The organism is bacterium, assembly GCA_037147175.1.
GTDB lineage: Bacteria > Cyanobacteriota > Vampirovibrionia > Gastranaerophilales > UBA9971 > UBA9971.
In genome coordinates this window covers 19,426-37,259 of record JBAWVS010000011.1, presented here as the reverse complement: position 1 = coordinate 37,259, position 17,834 = coordinate 19,426, and the positions used below count along the sequence as shown (strand labels likewise).

Below are 17,834 nucleotides of genomic sequence, written 5' to 3'. Positions count from 1 at the left end.
TATAGTGGTAATAAAGAAAACCGCGAAAAAATATCTTGCGAATTTAAACATATAATCTCTCTTTCACTTTATATATATAACATTTTATTGCTATAAGTTAAAACTAGCTCTCTAGAGTTATTTTTTTGAAATTCGTATAAAGATAGGGTTTTTCTTAAAATAATATCATTATAATTTTTAATATGAAAAATTGAATTTATTAAAATAACAAATCAAGGAGAAAAGTTATGGTACAAGGCATTAATGCAGTAAAATTTAACAGGGAGCAATTTATTCAAAAACTTCAGGCCGCAGGAATTTCTCAAGAAGAACTGCAAACAGCAAGAAGTCAAGGACCGAGTGCATTTGAGGAATTGCTTAAATCTCACGGTATTCAGGCACCACCGCCACCGCCTAACAATGATGCTAATCAAGACCAATTTGTACAAAAATTAAAAGCTCTTGGAGTACCTGATGATATAATTAAACAAGGGCCTCAAGCTGTTATGAAATATGCTCAAGAACATAATATTCAACTGCCTGAGCTTCCCCAAAGAACACATGGAGATCATCATGGCAATCATAAAGCTGAATTTCAGGCAAAAGTAGAAGAATATAGGCAACAACATCCCAATGTTTCGGAACAAGAGGCTGAACAGGCTGTTATAGCAGAATTTAAAGCCAGACAAACCGCTCAGGAAATTAAAAATCAATCAAAATAAATATTTATTAAAAAAATAACGCTTTGTACAAAGCGTTATTTTTTTCTTTCAAATCTTGTATCTACATTTCTATGCACTAATACCTAAAGATTGAAGTAAGCTGGCGATCATTTGTGAAATATTAGAAGAGGAGGAAGAAGAGGAGGAAGAAGTTCCTTGAGGTGGCTGTGGCGGTTGAGGAAGCTGGACACCGTATTTTGCGGCCAGAGCTTTAATTCCTTCAATTCCTTGTGCCTGAGCGTTAGCTAATTCTGTAGAGGTCGCGCCTGCTGCTTTGAGTTGGGCATCAACTTGTGCCTTCATTGAATTACCCTGATTATTATTTGTACTATTTGCATTATTTTGACCATCAAATATACCGTCCTGTGGTGGTTGAGGGGGTTCAGGAAGATTAACACCAAGAGAATCAGCCAGACTTTTAGCAGATTCAGGTCCATTAATAGCCGCTAATTGTGCAGAAGTTGCTCCTCCTGCCTTAAGTGCACTGATAATTTCTTGAGGAGGATTACCTCCGGAGGGTGGCTGTTGACGATGTTGTCCGTTAGTTCTGTTGACTGAAAAACTCATTAGCATTTCTCCTTTTTTATTTGTCTAATCACACATATACTTAAAAGTTATATTCTCGAAATATTAAATATATATCCTTGATATAATAAACACATTTTTTAAAAACGAATTGCTAGCACCAGAGAGTCATATTAATTAAAATACATATTATTGTCAGTTAAGATAAGCCTAATAAATCGGCAGCACAAGGATAAAGGAAAAATAAAGGGATTTTTAATTTATTAAATATCACTTTAACTAAAACTTTTTTATTAATTATTGTTACGAACTGTATAATATATATCTAAAGAGTTTTCAATTCTTCTACAAATTTTTCAAAAGTTCTTTGCCAGTTGTAATATTTTGCTGTTTGTAAAGCTTTATCGCAAATATACTGTTTTTTGTCTGAAATATTAAGGAATTCCACCATTTTATCAGCCAAATTTTTATCAGGTTTACCTTTTATTTCAAAAACAAAGCCATTTTTACCATCTTTAATTATTTCAGAAGCTCCTGCGTTATTACTAACAATACAAGGTCTATAGTTAGCCATAGCTTCCAAAACTGCAAGGTTAAAAGTGTCTTCGACCGAAGGGGCAACCAGAACGTCTATTGATTTATAAAATTTCATAATATTATTTTGATACGGCAAAAATTCCACATTTTTTTCAATATTTAAAAGCTTAACCAGTATTTTAACGCCCAAATTTTTCGAATATTTAGGATAAATTATTTTTGCCTTAAACGCATATCTCTGTTTTTTGAGCAATCCCAGTGCCTTAAGAAAGATAAATCCGCCTTTAATTTTAAATCCCGGTGCAGAAAGCCCGAAAGTTATAATATTATTGTTGCTTAGTTCAGGCGTTTCTTCCGGAACATCAACACCCGGATATATTACAGAAATTTTATCTTCTAAAATACCGTAATTTTCGACAATATCACTTTTTAAAACCTCAGAAACCACAAATATTTTTCTAAATCCTTCATTAAACCATTTTTTATGAAATTTCATTCGCTCTTTTTTAACTTTTCTAAAGTTATAAAAAAATGCTTCCAAAGGATTTTTATCTCTTTTAAGCCTGTTTAAAAGAGAATGCCCTTGCAAAAAAGTTATATCTATAGCAGGCGTTATGTTTTCAGAAATCACAAAGTCATAACTTCCATTTTTAATAAGATTTTTAACTTCATCATAAAAATTTTCCATTGTTTCCGGCTTTAAGTGATCATAATGCCTGTCGACAACAACTATTTTATTAATGCCCTTAATACTCTCTATATCTGAATTACTGCAATATATATCTAATTCATAATTCGCTGCAATAAATCTTTTTATCAGGTTAAAAAAAAGTTTTTCACCACCGCCATGAAAATTGTCTTTCTGAAAAAGTCTTATAACAAAAGCTATTTTTTTCATCTTTTTATTTCAATTCCTCAAAAAACTTGTCGCAAAACCCTTGCCAATTATGTTTTATAGCTGTTTCATAAGCCATTTTTGACAGATCTTCATATTTTTCTTGATTTTCTAGAAGATAAATAAGCTTGTCTGCAAGATTTACAGACGAATTTTTATTCATATCAAAGATAAAGCCGTTAACTTCATCTTCTAAAATCTCTGATGCACCGCAAAAAGAGCTTACAACAGCAGGTTTATTATTAATCATGCCTTCCAGAGCCACAAGCCCGAAAGTTTCCATTAAAGACGGCATTACTACAACGTCAACAGAATTATAAAATTCCTGCATGTCTTTTTGGTAAGGCAAAAATTCGATTAAATCTTTTAATCCGTACATAGAAAGCAAAAACTGGAGTTTTAGATTTATCTTTGACTTTGAATAAATGATTTTTGCTTTAAACTTATAGCCTTTTTTCTTAAGCAGAGAAAGGGCTTTCAGAAAGACGTTTCCTCCTTTTTTACTGAAACTGGGGGCGGAAAGTCCGAAAACAAGTTCTTTATTACAAGCTGCATGCGATTTTACTTTCGGAATATCGACTCCGGGGTGTATTACAACAAACTTTTCGTCACTTATCTTGAAATTTCTTATTAATTCGTCTTTTAAGGTGTTTGAGGGCACTATTATTTTATTATATTGATTTTTAAGCCATTTTTTCTGTGCATTTATATACTTGTATTTTTGAATTGTAAATATTAATTTTGAGAAAAAATTTCCTGATAAGTCTTTATAATGAAGCAAAGAATGCCCCTGCAAAACCCCGATATCAATCGATACAGAAATATTTTCCGAAATCACATGGTCATAATTTTCATCATGAATCATTTCTTTAACTTGATCATAAAATTTTTCTATTTTTTCAGGATGCTTAAAATCCTTTGGATGACCGATAAAGTTAATTTTATTGATTTTTGATTTTAAAATATTTTGGCAGCTTAAATAAGTGGTACAGTAAAGATCAACAATACAGCCCAAATTCACGGCTCTGTTGACAAGCTCGTAAAATACCCTCTCGCCGCCACTGTGAAAACCATCTTCTCTAAAAACGTTTATAACAAATGCCAATTTTTTCATTATTTAATTATATCAAATTAATATTTTAAAAAATATTAATTTTAAAATATAGCAATTTTTATAATTTACCTGTTTTATATTTTTAAACGTTAGGATATTTAAGCAGATAAATTTATGTTACTTTCTTTTAATTCAAAACCGAATATTTCTTTTACAGGCTTGCATGAAGACATTAAATTCAGTCAAAAAATAGTGAGTTAATTTCGCAAAGAAGTCGGCAGACCTAATTCGGATACTTATATACAAATCAAAATGCTTCAGCATATAGGTGATCCTAAATATGCTGATATTATAGAAAAACTTAAAGTCCCTTCATATAAATATTTTGCGCAAATATGTAAATTTAGAGACTATTTCGACAGATTATTTTTTAAAGATTTTTCCGAATATGCAAAAAAATTAAAAGAATTAATGTTAGAAAAAAAAGTCGGAAATTGTGGAGAAATGAATATAATTGTACAACATGAACACCTTATTAAAGGAATAAAAACTCATAAAATACATTTAGATATTTTTATCAAAGGCACAAATATAAAAAAAAGAGATCATTGCTTTTTACTCAGAGGATTGCCTAAAGAGGCTGATTTGACTGACCCTAAAACCTAGGGAGAAGCTATTTTGATTGACAGTTGGACAGGAAGCGGCATTGTTGATCAGGCAGTACGACCTAAAGGACTTGTAAAAAAAGGGGTTCTCGATGAAGTGTTGAAGTATTTTATGTTTAATCCTGAAACAGAAGAAGCAAGGTTCATGAGTAATAATTCAGGACATGCTGAAAATTTTATTAATAATATGAAAAAATAAAAAAAACTCGGTTTTTATACCGAGTTTTTTTATTCAGAAAATCTATTTATTTAACAGATGAACATGTAAATGAGTTTGAATCTGTTTGTTCTGTAATTATAACTTCTGAGCCTTCGCTATTTGGGACGCCAAGAGCGATTGGCTTATAAAGTCTGTTATAGTACTCAGTAACCATTCTGTCAGAGTGGAAATAAGCTTCTGATGTTCTGACAGCCTGGCGCATTAATTGAGACCATCTTGGTTTATTTTCATAATATGTAGGAAGGATATTATTCTCAACTATATCCATTAAGCATTCATAATCTTTCCAGTGTCTTTCTTCCCAAGGGATATCATCATCAAGTCCCGGATAAGTGATAGTAAATCCGTTAATGTCGTGGAAAGTACCTTCTACAGCCCAACCGTCGAATGTTGAGAGGTGAAGTGCACCGTTCATATTAGCTGACATACCTGATGTACCTGACGCTTCAAAAGGTCTTAACGGTGTATTTAACCATACGTCGCTGCCTTTTTTCATAAGAGAGCTGAGTTCAAGTTCGTAGTTAGGAAGAACAACAACATTAGGGAGTTCATAAGATTGTTTAAGAATATTGTTAAACATATCACGACCAAGAGTATCAGCAGGGTGGAATTTTCCTGCAAATACAAGTTGGATTTTTCCTTCTTTAAGAAGTTTGGAGATGCGATCTCTTTCCATCAAGATCATCCAGGCTCTTTTATAATCCGCAAATCTTCTTGCCCATGTAATTGTCAGGACATTAGGATCAAAACGTTTACCTGTTGTCCCTGCAATATATTTGAACAGTTCTTTTTTCATTTCTGTTTTAACATCAAGAATATCTTGGTAATTTGATGATTTTTCTGCCGCAGGGATTCTGGAATCTTGCCAGTAATGAAGATTTACAGCATTTGTAATTGCAATAATAGGGCATCTGTCTTCAACATGTTCCCACATTTTATTTGAAACCAGCCCATGAAGCTGAGAAACAGCATTTGCGAGTCTGCTCATTTTTAAGGCTGCAACAGTAAGAGAGAAGTTTTCGCCACCTAATTGAACGGCTCTTTCTCTGGAAGTACCGGCAAAGAAACCGCCTTCTTTTAATGTATCAACCCAATGGACTTCATTTCCTGCCGAAACAGGTGTATGAGTTGTAAATACAGTTTTTTCTCTGACTTTAGCTAAATCGCCGTTGAATTCTCTTAAAAGTTCAAATGCCGCAGGCAACGCATGCCCTTCATTCATATGAATAAGATCGAATTCGTATTGTGCAGCTCTAAGAACTCTAACGCCTGCTATACCCAACACTGTTTCTTGAGCAATACGTGTTCTTTCGTCTCCGTCATAAAGTTTATGTGTAATAGCTCTGTCTTCAGGAGTATTCTCAGGAAGATCTGTCGACAATAAATAGATTGGACATGTTCCGAAAATCTCGGGTTCAAGCCTGAAAGCTTTAACTTTAACGTTTCTTCCATAGATTTGAACATCAACAGTAATACCTGTGTCTGTTAAAAAATCATAGTATTTTCTAACATAAGCTAATTCAACTGTACCTTCGCTGTTGATCCTTTGGTCATAGTAACCAAATGACCAGAGAATGCTAACTCCGACCATCGGCACTCCAAGATAACCTGCTGATTGCATATGGCTGCCAGCCAAAAATCCCAGACCGCCTGCATAAATGCTTAATGTCTGGTCAATCGCCATTTCCATTGAGAAGTATGCTACATTTGGTAATGTCATTTTTATCCTTACCCTTTAAATTAAATATCTTAACAATTCCTCGTAAATGAGGTTTGATGCAAAATACACCGTAAATCTTAAATCTAAGTTAATTTATTTTTTATGTCAACTATATTAAGGATAATTGTTGCTTCAAATATTTATCACCTCAATTTGATTATAGCAAATATGAAGAAATTTTTCTTTTTATATCGAGCAGATTTGATTTTTAAATCCTGTAATACTGTCTTTATATACTTATATTATTAATTAAATTTAATGTTTATTTGTTTATTTTACTCATAATTCATAATAATTTTATCTTGAATAAAATTTTTTTCAATATTATCAAATTATAAGTTCTAAAGCTATGTATATTAAAGAATTCTCATATTTTTCAAAACATGTTATTTTTTTTTTATTTCAGGGCATGCTTTAATTTTCATCATTTTTATACTGAAATAATTTTCTATTTATAGTAATATTTAACTCACAATAACCGCTAATTAAAGGAACAATACAAAAATGACTCAATTAGAATCAGCAAAAAGAAAAGAATTTACTCCTGAAATGAATGCAGTAGCAATAAAAGAAGATATTTCTCCTGAAGAGCTTATGCAAAAAGTCGGTGAAGGAAAAATAGTAATCCTTAAAAATATAAACCACGAAAATGTAATCCCGACCGGTGTTGGAGAAGGTCTTTCAATAAAGGTTAATGCTAATCTTGGTACCTCTAACCAAAGAAGCTGCCTTGAGGAAGAATTAATTAAACTTGATATGGCAGAAAAAACAGGCGCAGATGCAATAATGGATCTCTCCACGGGACAGAATATTACTAAAACAAGAAAAGAAATCATGTCGAGAGCAAAAGTCCCTGTCGGTACAGTTCCTGTTTATCAGGCAGGTGTTGAATCCATAAGAGAAAAAGAATCAGTGCTTGAACTTGATAAAGACAGATTGTTTTCAGCAATTGAAGAACAATGCAGAGATGGTGTTGATTTTATAACTGTTCATTGCGGAGTTACAAAAGCTGTGATTAGTGCATTGAAAGAACAAAAAAGAGTTACAGGTATTGTAAGCAGAGGCGGTTCAATGCATGCGGCATGGATTGAAGGACACAAAAAAGAAAATCCTCTTTATGAATTTTATGACGAACTTCTTGATATAGTAAAAACTTACGACACAACAATTTCTCTGGGGGACGGACTTAGACCCGGATGCGGCGCAGATGCAGGCGATAGGGCTCAGGTTATGGAAACTATAGTTCTCGGAGAACTAGTCAACAGAGCGAGAAAAGCCGGTGTTCAATCAATGGTTGAAGGTCCCGGACATGTCCCGCTTAATCTGGTTTCCGGAATGATTCAAACCATTAAAACTCTTACGCATGGAGCGCCTTTGTACGTGCTAGGCCCTTTAGTTACTGATATAGCTCCGGGATATGACCACATAACTTCAGCTATTGGAGGAACTCTCGCAGCTATGTCAGGCGCTGACTTCCTTTGTTACGTAACACCAAGCGAACATATCGGTTTACCGAACTTAGAACAGGTAAGACAAGGAGTGATTACCTGCAAAATTGCAGCACACGCAGCTGATGTCGCGAAAGGAAGAAAAAGTGCCGTAGAACGTGACAAACAGATGTCTATTGCAAGAATGAATCTTGATTGGTCAAAACAGGCAGAATACGCTATCGATAAAGATATTTTTGAAAATATTGACGACGGATCTCCTTGCACAATGTGCGGAGAATACTGCAGCATGAAGCTTGTTAAACAATATTTATAAACTCAAGGTAAAAATTTGGTTTATTAATATATTTGTGATATCTTAAAAAACTAAATGCATGACATTATAATTTATTGATAAATATAAAGGATACAATGAATATGGCTGGACAATTCGAATTAGGATCAAAACACATTGAATGCATGAAAGTTGCAAATCAAAACTTACGTGAAGCACAGGATATAAATCCAAAAGAAACCGCAAAAAAATTAATCGAAAAAACTTACGGTTTTCTTCCGTCAGAAAGTCATGTTTATGATGACTATCTGGGATTAACTGTAGCTCTTGAAGAAATTTCAAAAATTTCATCTGATGCTGCATCAGTTATAGCTGATCAAGTTTTAATCAGAGAAATCTTCAAAGCTTATGGAAACAATAATGCAAGTGAAGTTTTAAATTCAAAAGAAACAATTGGTCTTTTATGCTCTGAATCAGGTTTAACCTCAATAAGCAATATTTCAACAAAAGCAATCAGAAATAATGGCCAATGGACAATTACCGGCAAAAAACAAATTTATAATGAACAGCTTTCATCTGACAGCTATCTGGTTTTTGCTCAAGATGAAGAAGGTTTAATAAGACTATTTATTCTTAATTCAGATCAATTAAATATTAATACAATTAATAAAAATATTGCTTCTTCAAAAGTTTCATTAACACAGGCAATTATTGACGTAACAATTAATGAAACCGCTCATGTTGGCGTGATTAGTGATGAATTTGAGCATGTTCAAACAGTAGCCAGAACTGTTATTGCTGCAACCTCAATAGGTATCGCTCACAGTGCATTGATTGCAAGTATTGGCGTTGCTAAAGAAGTTAAAAATGATGAAGGTCAGGCAATTTCTTCAAGCCAGAATATACAGTTTACTCTGGCAGACATGTTTGCAGAAATTGAAGCTTCAAGAATGCTTACATATTTTAGTGCTAATTCGATTGATGAAAACAAATCTAATATCAAAATTGCTACAATGGCAAAAGTTAAAGCTTCAGACATAGCAGCAAAATCCTCGATTGATGCTCTGCATATATTAGGAAATATTGGATATATTGCAAATACAGAATTTGCAAATGTTGTTCTAAGAGCCGTTGATAACCAAGTAAAAGGCGGTACTAACAGAACGCAAATGTCTAAAATATACAAATATATGCTTGCCAAAAAATAAACATTAACACCTAAAATCAAATCAATGATATAATGTTTTTGTCAAAAGAGGCTGAAGACCAGTCTCTTTTTGTATATAATATATAAATAGAAATAAATTTTACTTAATATGAATGATCTAAAATAACTCTTTAAATAATAAAATTGTGATTATGGAAAATTGTAAAAAATATTTATATGGATTTCAATCATAATAAATATTAAAATATTTGCATTACTTTATATAAGTTGAAAGGATAAATACATGAAATTACACTGGCAAATTTTAGTAGCGTTAGGACTTGGAATAAAAAGAAACTGGCATATTTTTCTTGCTTTAATCGGCGGTGTAGTTGCAGGGATATTCTTTCCATTTCAGGGAGGCGAACCTACAGCCTTTCATGACTTTTTATTTCTTATAGGTCAGGGGTTTATCAGACTTATTCAAATGGTTGTAATTCCCCTTGTTGTCAGTGCGATCATAGTTGGAATTGCAAGTATGGGTGACAGTAAACAGCTGGGCAAAATCGGATTAAAAATGATTTTGTATTATACTCTAATTACTTTTACTGCTGTAGTTATAGGTCTTTCTTTAGCTTTTATACTAAAACCTGGTCAGAGTTTGCAGCCTCTTATTAATAAGCAAGAGCAGACTGCCGTTCAAGAAAAAGTAGCCCAGATTGATAACAGTAAGTCTAATGTTTCAAATCTTATTTTAAATATGCTTCCGGGATCTTTTTTAACAAATCAGGAAGCTGACACTCAATCAGAAACAAAATTAGTTCAGGTAATCATTGCCGTAATAATTTTTGGATGCGCTTTTGCCTTTATAGGCGATATAAACAGACCTGTCGTGTCTTTCTTTGAATCAGTTTTTGCTGCGACAATGAAAGTAACAGACTGGTTAATGGTTGTTGCAATGCCGGGCATTTTTTCATTAACCTTTTACACTGTAGCAAAGGGCGGATTTGAATCCATAAAAGAACTATGGCTCTATGTAGTAGCAGTATTATTAGGCTTATCAATACAATTATTTGTAACTTACCCGTTAATACTTAAATTGTTTAGCAAAATAAAAGCAACTGCTTTATATCAGGCAGTAGCAGAAGCGATGATGGTAGCCTTTGGAACAGCCAGCAGTTCGGCAACATTGCCTGTAACTATTGCCTGTTGCGAAAGAAGAGCAGGTATTTCAAGCAAAATTTGCAGTTTTGTTCTGCCTATAGGCGCCACAATGAATATGGACGGTACAGCTTTATTCCAATCACTCGCAGTGGTTTGCATTGCTCAAGCTTATAATGTCCATTTAAGCCTTTTAAGTATAATTCTCATTGCTGTTTTATCAATTATAGCTTCAAGTGCATCAGCAGGAATACCAAGTGCAGGTTTAATTACACTTGCTTTAATTGTGAAAGGAAGCTTAGGTCTTTCAATTGAGCAGGTTGCTCCTATTTATGTTCTTATATTTGCTATTGATCGTCTGCTTGATATGTTTAGAACTGTTATAAATGTAACCAGCGACACTGTTGTGGCTTCAATAATAGCATCGGGGGAAGGCGAACTTGATTATGATCTTCTTGGAAATCAGGAAGTTTGGAAAGAAGTAGTATAAATGCCTAATGCAGCAATAATTATTCCGGCAAGGTATGCTTCTACAAGATTACCCGGAAAACCCCTTATAAAAATTAATGGTAAAACAATAATTCAATGGGTTTATGAAAGAGCTTGCCTGTCAAAACTTGCGCAGGATGTAATAATTGCTACAGATGATGAAAGAATATTTCAGTCAGTAAAAGAATTTGGAGGTCATGTAAAAATGACCTCTTCTTCTCATCAAAGTGGCAGCGATAGAATTGCAGAAATAGCAAAAGAAAATCCTGATATAGACATCATTGTTAATGTTCAGGGTGATGAGCCTTTAATATCCCCTGAAAGTATAGATAATGCAATAAATTGCTTGATTTCTGACAAAGACGCTGATATTTCAACATTAATAAGAGAAATTACAACAAAAGAAGAAATTTTAAATCCGAATATTGTCAAAGTTATTACTGATAACTCAGGAAAAGCACTATATTTTTCGCGTGCTGCAATTCCCTACGAAAGGGAAGCCGATCAGACGAAATTTTATGCACACATAGGGCTTTATGCTTACAAAAGAAATTCTCTGTTAAAAATGACCGAACTAAAACAGACTAATTTAGAAAAAGCCGAATGTCTTGAACAATTAAGAGCTTTGCAAAATGGAATGATCATAAAAACTGTTGTAGTTGATTATAAGCCGATTGGAATTGATACACCCGCTGATTTAGAAGAATTCAAACAACGTCTTATAAATTAATATTTTCAGTATCTGCGGTAGAAATGATTTCTTCCGCTGCATCATCTGTTATCCACCCAGAATGTAGCCAATATTGAGCAATATAATGAAAATTATAACAGTTATTAGAAGACCAGATTTCTAATGGTGATAATTCATCTAATTTTGCCTTGTAACATTCAAAGAAATTGAGCATTGCATCTTCTTCGGACAAATATTCTTTACTTGTATAATCATAAAATTCTGATCCTGAATTTTTATTTTTCCACTTAAATACCGCTTGGATTTTATTTTCTTCGGTCATAAAGAAATACCCTTATATCTTGTCTAATATAAAAAGGATATACCAAAATAATTATAAATTCAAGAGTCCTATATATGATATTTCAAGAAATATTTTGTTTATTTTTTCTTTGGAATAACTAATTTCAGATAGAGCTCATCCAACTGTTTTTCTGAAGAACTTTCCGGAGCATCAGTCATTAAGCACCTTGCTTGGCTGTTTTTAGGGAAAGCGATGACTTCTCTAATTGAATTTGTCTTTGCAAGCATTGCAACTAGCCTGTCTAAACCAAGAGCAATTCCTCCATGCGGTGGTGTGCCGTATTTGAATGAATTTATCATAAACCCGAATTTTTCCTGAGTTTCTTCATCAGACATGCCCATTAAGCTGAAGACTTTTTTCTGAAGCTCGGAAGAGTGAATTCTTATACTGCCTCCACCTAATTCAGTTCCGTTATATATTATGTCATAAGCTAAAGCACGGCACTTATCGGGATGGGTTTCCATTATAGCTATATCATCCGGATTTGGAGAAGTAAAAGGATGATGAACAGCTACGTATCTATTTTCTTCCTCGTCTTTTTCAAACATTGGAAAATCAGTAACCCACAATAAATTGTGTTTTAATTCGTCAATAAGATTTAATTTTTCTCCAAAATGCAATCTCAGCCTGCCTAAAACATCAAAAACAACTTTATTCTTGTCTGCAACAAGAAAAATAACATCTCCCGGATTTGCCTTGGCTGTTTTTTGGATTTCAGCAGATTCTTCCTCGTTAAGAAATTTCAGTATAGGAGATTTGATTGTTCCGTCAAGTCCATAAGTTATCCAGGCAAGACCTTTTGCCCCAAAAGAAATAGCAAGATTTCTTATATCATCCATGTCTTTACGACTGTATTCGGATATCCCTTGAACACGAATAGCTCTGACAGAACCTCCTTGTTGTACTTGTTCTGCAAAAGCTTCAAAGGAACTTTTTTGCATAATATCGCTTAAATCAAAAAGTTTAAGGTCAAATCTGGTATCCGGCTTGTCTGAACCGTAGTTTTCCATAGCTTCTTTGTACGTTAATCTTGTAAAAGGTGCTTTAACTTCAACTCCTGCTGCTTTAAAGGATTCTGTGACAAGACCTTCTGTTACAGAAACAATATCTTCTCTGTCTACGAAAGACATTTCTATATCTACCTGAGTAAATTCCGGTTGTCTATCAGACCTTAAGTCTTCATCACGGAAACATTTTGCTATCTGATAATATCTTTCAATGCCGCCTACCATCAATAATTGTTTATAAATCTGTGGTGATTGTGGCAGTGCATAAAATTTATTTGGATGAACCCTGCTTGGAACAAGATAATCTCTTGCACCTTCAGGAGTAGTTTTAATTAATATAGGCGTTTCTACTTCTAAAAACTCAAGAGAGTTCATATAATTTCTGATATTTGTAGTAATTTTGTGCCTTAAAAGCAGATTATTAAGCATTTTAGGTCTTCTAAGATCGAGATATCTGTATTTCAAGCGTAGATCTTCGTTAATTTCCTGTCCGTCTTCTATAATGAAGGGAGGGGTTTCTGCTTCGCTTAAAATTTCTGTTTTATCGGGATAAATCTCTATACTTCCTGTAACAAGGTTAGGGTTGAAAGTATCCTGGGGTCTTTGTGTAACAAGCCCGGATATATTTATCACGTATTCATTTTTAAGCTGCTGAAAAACCTTGTGAATTTCAGTATTTTTAATAGGATCTGCAACGATTTGAATAATACCGCTTCTGTCTCTGAGTTCAACAAAAATAATTCCGCCGAGGTCTCTGACATTTGAAACCCATCCTGCCAGATTAACTCTTTTTCCTGTATCCTTTTCGGAAAGTTCTGTACACCAGTGTGTTTTTAATTTTGAAGTTTCTATATTTTGCATAATATTACTCATCACCATTATCTCTTTCGGTATTTTTAATGATATCTTTATACTTTTCTACCATAATTATAGGCTTCAGGTCAATTTTACTTAGTCATCCTGCTCAATTTCAAGATGAGTATGGAATTCAAAAGGCTTATCTTCTATTTTTTCATATAAATAAGCCGCAAACATTGCAGAAATGGCATTAAACGGAGCGCTAATCACTAATGCCACAAAAAATATCATCACAATTGTAATTATAAAAGTATAGGTAAAATCAGTAAAGGACAGGGTCTGTTTATAATGACTCGTAAATAATTCGATAATATAGTTTATTGGCATAAAAACAATCGCAGCAGATGTCAAAGAAATAAACCCGGAAACAGCTCCCACCAGAGCGCCATTTTGAACTGTTAAAAGTCCCACAAGTGCGTTTTTTTTAAGATATATGATTATACCGGCTCCTGTTAAGACAAATAGTGCAAATACAATAAGGAATTTCAATAATAAGAAATTGATTAAAAATAAAAATCCTGCCGCTAATCCGACTATAGCACTTAATATAACTGCTGTTTTTAAAATATTTCCCATTAATTTTTCTCCAATTCCAACAACGGTTCTAACATATTAAAATAATACCAGTAGATTGAATTTTAGTCATAAAAAATATAAAATAAAATATTATGAAAAGATTTGTGAAAAAAGAAATTTAAAAAGTTATGCAAGAAAAGTTAAATGAAATTATTGAAAAAGATTCTAAGCGAGAAATTCCCGTATTCAAAAAGATTCGAGCAGGATTTATTCAAGAACTAGCCCAAAAAATCGCTAAAAATACTAACACGCCTGTTAAAATTGCTATTGCGGGAGAGTCTGCTTCAGGAAAAACCTCTTTTGCTAACCATGTTATAAAAGTTTGTGAAAGTTTTAATCAACCGAATCTTATTACCATGATTTCTTGTGATAATTATTATAAACCCTTAAAAAATAAAATTAAGGGCGAAACACTTCTTGATTATTTGAAAAGAACAGGACATGATCTTGATTCTCCTGATGCTATTAACTTATCAAGATTCGAAGAAGAAATTGAAAGATTAACCAGAGGTGAAACTATTCAAACCTCCAGATGGGATTTTAAAACATCACAACTAATTGAAAATGACGAAGAAAAAAAGCCTGCCAAAATTATTCTTGCAGAAGGATTGTTTACACTAATTAACGGTGTTAGTGATATTTTTGATGTACGCATATACGTACACAGAAAACATAAATCTATAAAAAGACACTGGTTTGAACGAGCGCTTCAAAGATTTAATTCTGCGGAAGAAACCGACTATGTCTGGAATAGAGTCAAACAAGGCAGTAAACAATTTATTCGGCCTTCTCAAGAAAATGCTGATTTAATAATTAACAGAAGAGCTTCCAAAGAGTCCCGTGAAGCTGTTATCAAAGAAATTTTTGAAGTTATCGCCGGATTTCAACCTGCCAATTAAAAATTCAGACTGGCAAAACCATAAGCAGAATAAGGCAAATTTCCTTTTTTAAATGTAAATTTTATAAGCTCAGCTTCAACTTTATTTGATTTTTCCATGATCAAACTGTTTAGCCTTGTTAAGTGTTCTTTGTTCATATTTAATACATTAATAAGTGCTGTTATTTCTTTTTCAGGCGCAAAATATATATTGGTATGGTTTTTTAAAGAATTGTATCGAGAAATTATATGTTCCTCAGCTTCTGAAATAATTGTCTGAGTTCTTTGGAGCATTGCTACGCTTGAAGCTTCAATTTCTTTATTCTGATATTTATGAGGTTCAGGTTTCTTTTTGATTCCAGAATTTTCGCAACAGATGATTTTTTGAAGATGAACTACTCCAAAATCTATAGTATCTTGAGTAAAAAGCTGGGAATAAGTTTTCAGTTGTTCAAGAATATATTTTATTTGACCTTCTTTAACACAACTTGTAGCTGCGCCTGCATATAATTTCACAAAAGTATTTTCTCTAAGGCATTCGCTATGAGAAGTTTTTGACAATTTAAAATTGAAATCTTTATAACAGTTTATACTTGCTGTTTTATAAACGAATAAATCGTTACTGCTCAACAATGTTTCACAAGAAAAATTAATATTATTAAGTTCTTGTAATATATCGTTGGTTTCATGTTTAGTAATAAAGTTCTCCAGAAATATCTCAAAAATTTTATTTTGATAATGAAGCTTTTTTAAATTGCGATTTTTTTCATTATTAATAAAAGATAATTCATTTTCGATTATGTTTAGATTTTTTTCTACTTCTTCATTAAATTTATCTTGATTTTCTTTAATATATTTATATAAAACAACTTTCATAAAAATATTTTTCAGGTATTCATCTGAAATAACCGCTTTATTAAGATTATTTTTGTGAAAATACTTGTAGTCATAAACCTGTTTCAAATGAATATTTTCTATAAAGTACTGGCTAACAGCCTCAAGGAAACTACCATTTAATAAATTCTTTTTATTAAGCCATTTAGAAACATTTTCATAGCCGTTTTCTCGTGTATATCCAATATATTCTTGAAAATATCCGAGGTATAAGAGAATATCATGCAATTTTTTTTCTTTAATAACATATAAATTGCCGTCTGCAATTATTGGAGGAATAAAAAAATTGTTTTCTTCTTCAAGAATATTTACAGGTGTATGTATATGACAATAAATATCCGGCATACTGTTTTTAATAACTCCATGGTTATTTAAGTTAAACAGGACAAATAATTATTTAGCTTTGTATTTGAATTTGTACATAAATTATAATTTAATTATTCTAATTGTGAACTAACATATTTTCGGTTTTACTATTTTTAAATTTTAAATAACTTTAAAATTTAAAAATATATTCTATCAGGTATTTTGTTGTCTAATTATTATAGACAACGGATTAAGTAAAAGTTTGTTGTATGTTTAAAATAAGCACATATAATATAATGTAAGTGCTAACAAAGGAGTATAATTTAAATGTTAATTGTAATGAAACCCGGTGTTTCGGAAGAAGAAATTGAAAAAGTAGTGAGTCTTATCGAAACAAAAGGGTTTGATGCTCATATTTCAAGAGGAGAAATAAACACAGTTATCGGGGCTGTTGGCGGAAAAGTCATTGACAGAAGAGATATAGAACTTTTAGAAAGCGTTCAGGAAGTAATCAAAATAACTTCCAGTTATAAATTGGTAAGCCGCGCTTTCCAAAGAGAAAATACCATAATAACAGTAGGAAATGCGCAAATTGGCGGGGATGAACTTGCTGTAATAGCCGGTCCTTGCGCAGTAGAATCACTCGAGCAGCTGGAAAGCGTTGCTGAAAAACTAAGCAAATGCGGTATAAAATTTTTGAGAGGCGGAGCCTTTAAGCCTAGAACATCGCCCTATAGTTTTCAGGGATTGGGAGAAGAGGGGCTTAAGTACTTAAGACAAGTCGCTGATAAATATAATATGCATGTCGTATCAGAAATAATGGATATTTCTCAAATATCGATGCTTCTTGAATACGTTGATATATTTCAGGTTGGGGCAAGAAATATGCAAAACTTCAACCTTCTTAGGGAGCTTGGCTATATAAATAAGCCTGTACTAATAAAAAGAGGTCTTTCTGCTACTATTGACGAGCTTTTAATGTCAGCAGAATATATTATGGCAGGCGGTAATAGAAACATAATTCTTTGCGAAAGAGGCATCAGGACTTTTGAAACTGCAACAAGAAATACTCTTGATATTTCTGCGATTCCCGTTATTAAAAAAATCAGTCACCTTCCTATTATTGTAGATCCTAGTCATGCAACAGGATTAAGAGATAAAGTTGCACCTATGTCGAGGGCTGCTATAGCAGCAGGTGCTGACGGAATAACAATAGAAGTTCATAACTGCCCCGATGAAGCTCTTTGTGACGGAGCGCAATCGCTTTATCCCGAGCAATTTGAAAAATTATTTGGCGATTTAAAGTCTATTGCTCCTATTTTGGGAAGAACTCTTTAAGATATTTATTTATAAAATAAAAAAGAGGCAGTTTGAAATTTCAAACTGCCTCTTGGGTAGATAAAAACGACGATAATACTCACTTTCTCTATCTAGCTATCTGTAGGT

Annotated in this window: 17 protein-coding genes; 9 read left to right on the top strand and 8 right to left on the bottom strand. The window is 32.8% G+C overall.

Features of this window, described 5'->3' with window-relative positions; genetic code table 11:
• Positions 1-227: 227 nt before the first annotated feature.
• A complete protein-coding gene (locus tag WCG23_04275; GenBank protein ID MEI8389085.1) occupies positions 228-701 on the top strand; it encodes a hypothetical protein in 474 nt (157 codons plus the stop codon).
• Positions 702-770: 69 nt separating this feature from the next.
• On the opposite strand, the gene WCG23_04270 is transcribed toward WCG23_04275, so the two are convergent.
• The 3 genes from WCG23_04270 to WCG23_04260 form a co-directional block, all read right to left on the bottom strand.
• On the bottom strand, positions 771-1,268 hold the full coding sequence (locus tag WCG23_04270) for a hypothetical protein (protein MEI8389084.1): 498 nt from the start codon (positions 1,266-1,268) through the stop codon (positions 771-773).
• Between the two features lie 283 nt (positions 1,269-1,551).
• Positions 1,552-2,661: a glycosyltransferase family 4 protein gene (locus tag WCG23_04265; GenBank protein MEI8389083.1), complete on the bottom strand. Its 1,110-nt coding sequence runs from the start codon at positions 2,659-2,661 to the stop codon at positions 1,552-1,554.
• A gap of 4 nt (positions 2,662-2,665) precedes the next feature.
• Entirely contained in the window at positions 2,666-3,772 is a 1,107-nt protein-coding gene (locus tag WCG23_04260; protein ID MEI8389082.1) for a glycosyltransferase family 4 protein, read from the bottom strand.
• A gap of 252 nt (positions 3,773-4,024) precedes the next feature.
• Between WCG23_04260 and WCG23_04255 the strand changes: the two genes are divergently transcribed.
• Positions 4,025-4,378: a hypothetical protein gene (locus WCG23_04255; protein MEI8389081.1), complete on the top strand. Its 354-nt coding sequence runs from the start codon at positions 4,025-4,027 to the stop codon at positions 4,376-4,378.
• A gap of 12 nt (positions 4,379-4,390) precedes the next feature.
• Positions 4,391-4,576, top strand: coding sequence for a hypothetical protein (locus tag WCG23_04250; GenBank protein ID MEI8389080.1), 186 nt, complete (start codon positions 4,391-4,393; stop codon positions 4,574-4,576).
• Between the two features lie 46 nt (positions 4,577-4,622).
• On the opposite strand, the gene glgP is transcribed toward WCG23_04250, so the two are convergent.
• Positions 4,623-6,317, bottom strand: a complete 1,695-nt coding sequence (gene glgP / locus WCG23_04245; GenBank protein ID MEI8389079.1) for an alpha-glucan family phosphorylase — start codon at positions 6,315-6,317, stop codon at positions 4,623-4,625.
• Between the two features lie 504 nt (positions 6,318-6,821).
• Between glgP and thiC the strand changes: the two genes are divergently transcribed.
• The 4 genes from thiC (at position 6,822) to kdsB (ending at position 11,566) form a co-directional block, all read left to right on the top strand.
• Positions 6,822-8,081 carry a phosphomethylpyrimidine synthase ThiC gene (gene thiC / locus WCG23_04240; GenBank protein ID MEI8389078.1) on the top strand — a complete coding sequence of 420 codons (1,260 nt, stop codon included), beginning with the start codon at positions 6,822-6,824 and terminating at the stop codon, positions 8,079-8,081.
• Between the two features lie 101 nt (positions 8,082-8,182).
• Positions 8,183-9,247: an acyl-CoA dehydrogenase family protein gene (locus WCG23_04235; protein ID MEI8389077.1), complete on the top strand. Its 1,065-nt coding sequence runs from the start codon at positions 8,183-8,185 to the stop codon at positions 9,245-9,247.
• A 243-nt stretch (positions 9,248-9,490) separates the two neighbouring features.
• Positions 9,491-10,837 (top strand): dicarboxylate/amino acid:cation symporter, encoded by a 1,347-nt coding sequence (locus tag WCG23_04230; protein MEI8389076.1) that lies wholly within the window; start codon positions 9,491-9,493, stop codon positions 10,835-10,837.
• The gene (kdsB, locus tag WCG23_04225; protein ID MEI8389075.1) at positions 10,838-11,566 is read left to right on the top strand and encodes a 3-deoxy-manno-octulosonate cytidylyltransferase; all 729 of its coding nucleotides are present in this window, start codon (positions 10,838-10,840) and stop codon (positions 11,564-11,566) included.
• Here the strand turns inward: kdsB and WCG23_04220 are convergent.
• From WCG23_04220 to WCG23_04210, 3 genes are all read right to left on the bottom strand, one after another.
• Complete coding sequence (locus WCG23_04220; protein MEI8389074.1) at positions 11,556-11,849, bottom strand: hypothetical protein; 294 nt, start codon at positions 11,847-11,849, stop codon at positions 11,556-11,558. The genes kdsB and WCG23_04220 overlap by 11 nt on opposite strands.
• Before the next feature lie 98 nt (positions 11,850-11,947).
• A complete protein-coding gene (gene aspS / locus WCG23_04215) occupies positions 11,948-13,738 on the bottom strand; it encodes an aspartate--tRNA ligase (GenBank protein ID MEI8389073.1) in 1,791 nt (596 codons plus the stop codon).
• Positions 13,739-13,828: 90 nt separating this feature from the next.
• Entirely contained in the window at positions 13,829-14,311 is a 483-nt protein-coding gene (locus tag WCG23_04210) for a hypothetical protein (protein MEI8389072.1), read from the bottom strand.
• Between the two features lie 128 nt (positions 14,312-14,439).
• Between WCG23_04210 and WCG23_04205 the strand changes: the two genes are divergently transcribed.
• Entirely contained in the window at positions 14,440-15,210 is a 771-nt protein-coding gene (locus WCG23_04205; GenBank protein MEI8389071.1) for a hypothetical protein, read from the top strand.
• Here WCG23_04205 and WCG23_04200 read toward each other — a convergent pair.
• Positions 15,207-16,427, bottom strand: coding sequence for a hypothetical protein (locus WCG23_04200; protein ID MEI8389070.1), 1,221 nt, complete (start codon positions 16,425-16,427; stop codon positions 15,207-15,209). The two genes, WCG23_04205 and WCG23_04200, sit on opposite strands and share 4 nt — an antisense overlap.
• Before the next feature lie 288 nt (positions 16,428-16,715).
• Here WCG23_04200 and aroF point away from each other — a divergent pair, with 288 nt between their 5' ends.
• Positions 16,716-17,726 (top strand): 3-deoxy-7-phosphoheptulonate synthase, encoded by a 1,011-nt coding sequence (gene aroF / locus WCG23_04195; protein MEI8389069.1) that lies wholly within the window; start codon positions 16,716-16,718, stop codon positions 17,724-17,726.
• The last annotated feature ends 108 nt before the right edge of the window (positions 17,727-17,834 follow it).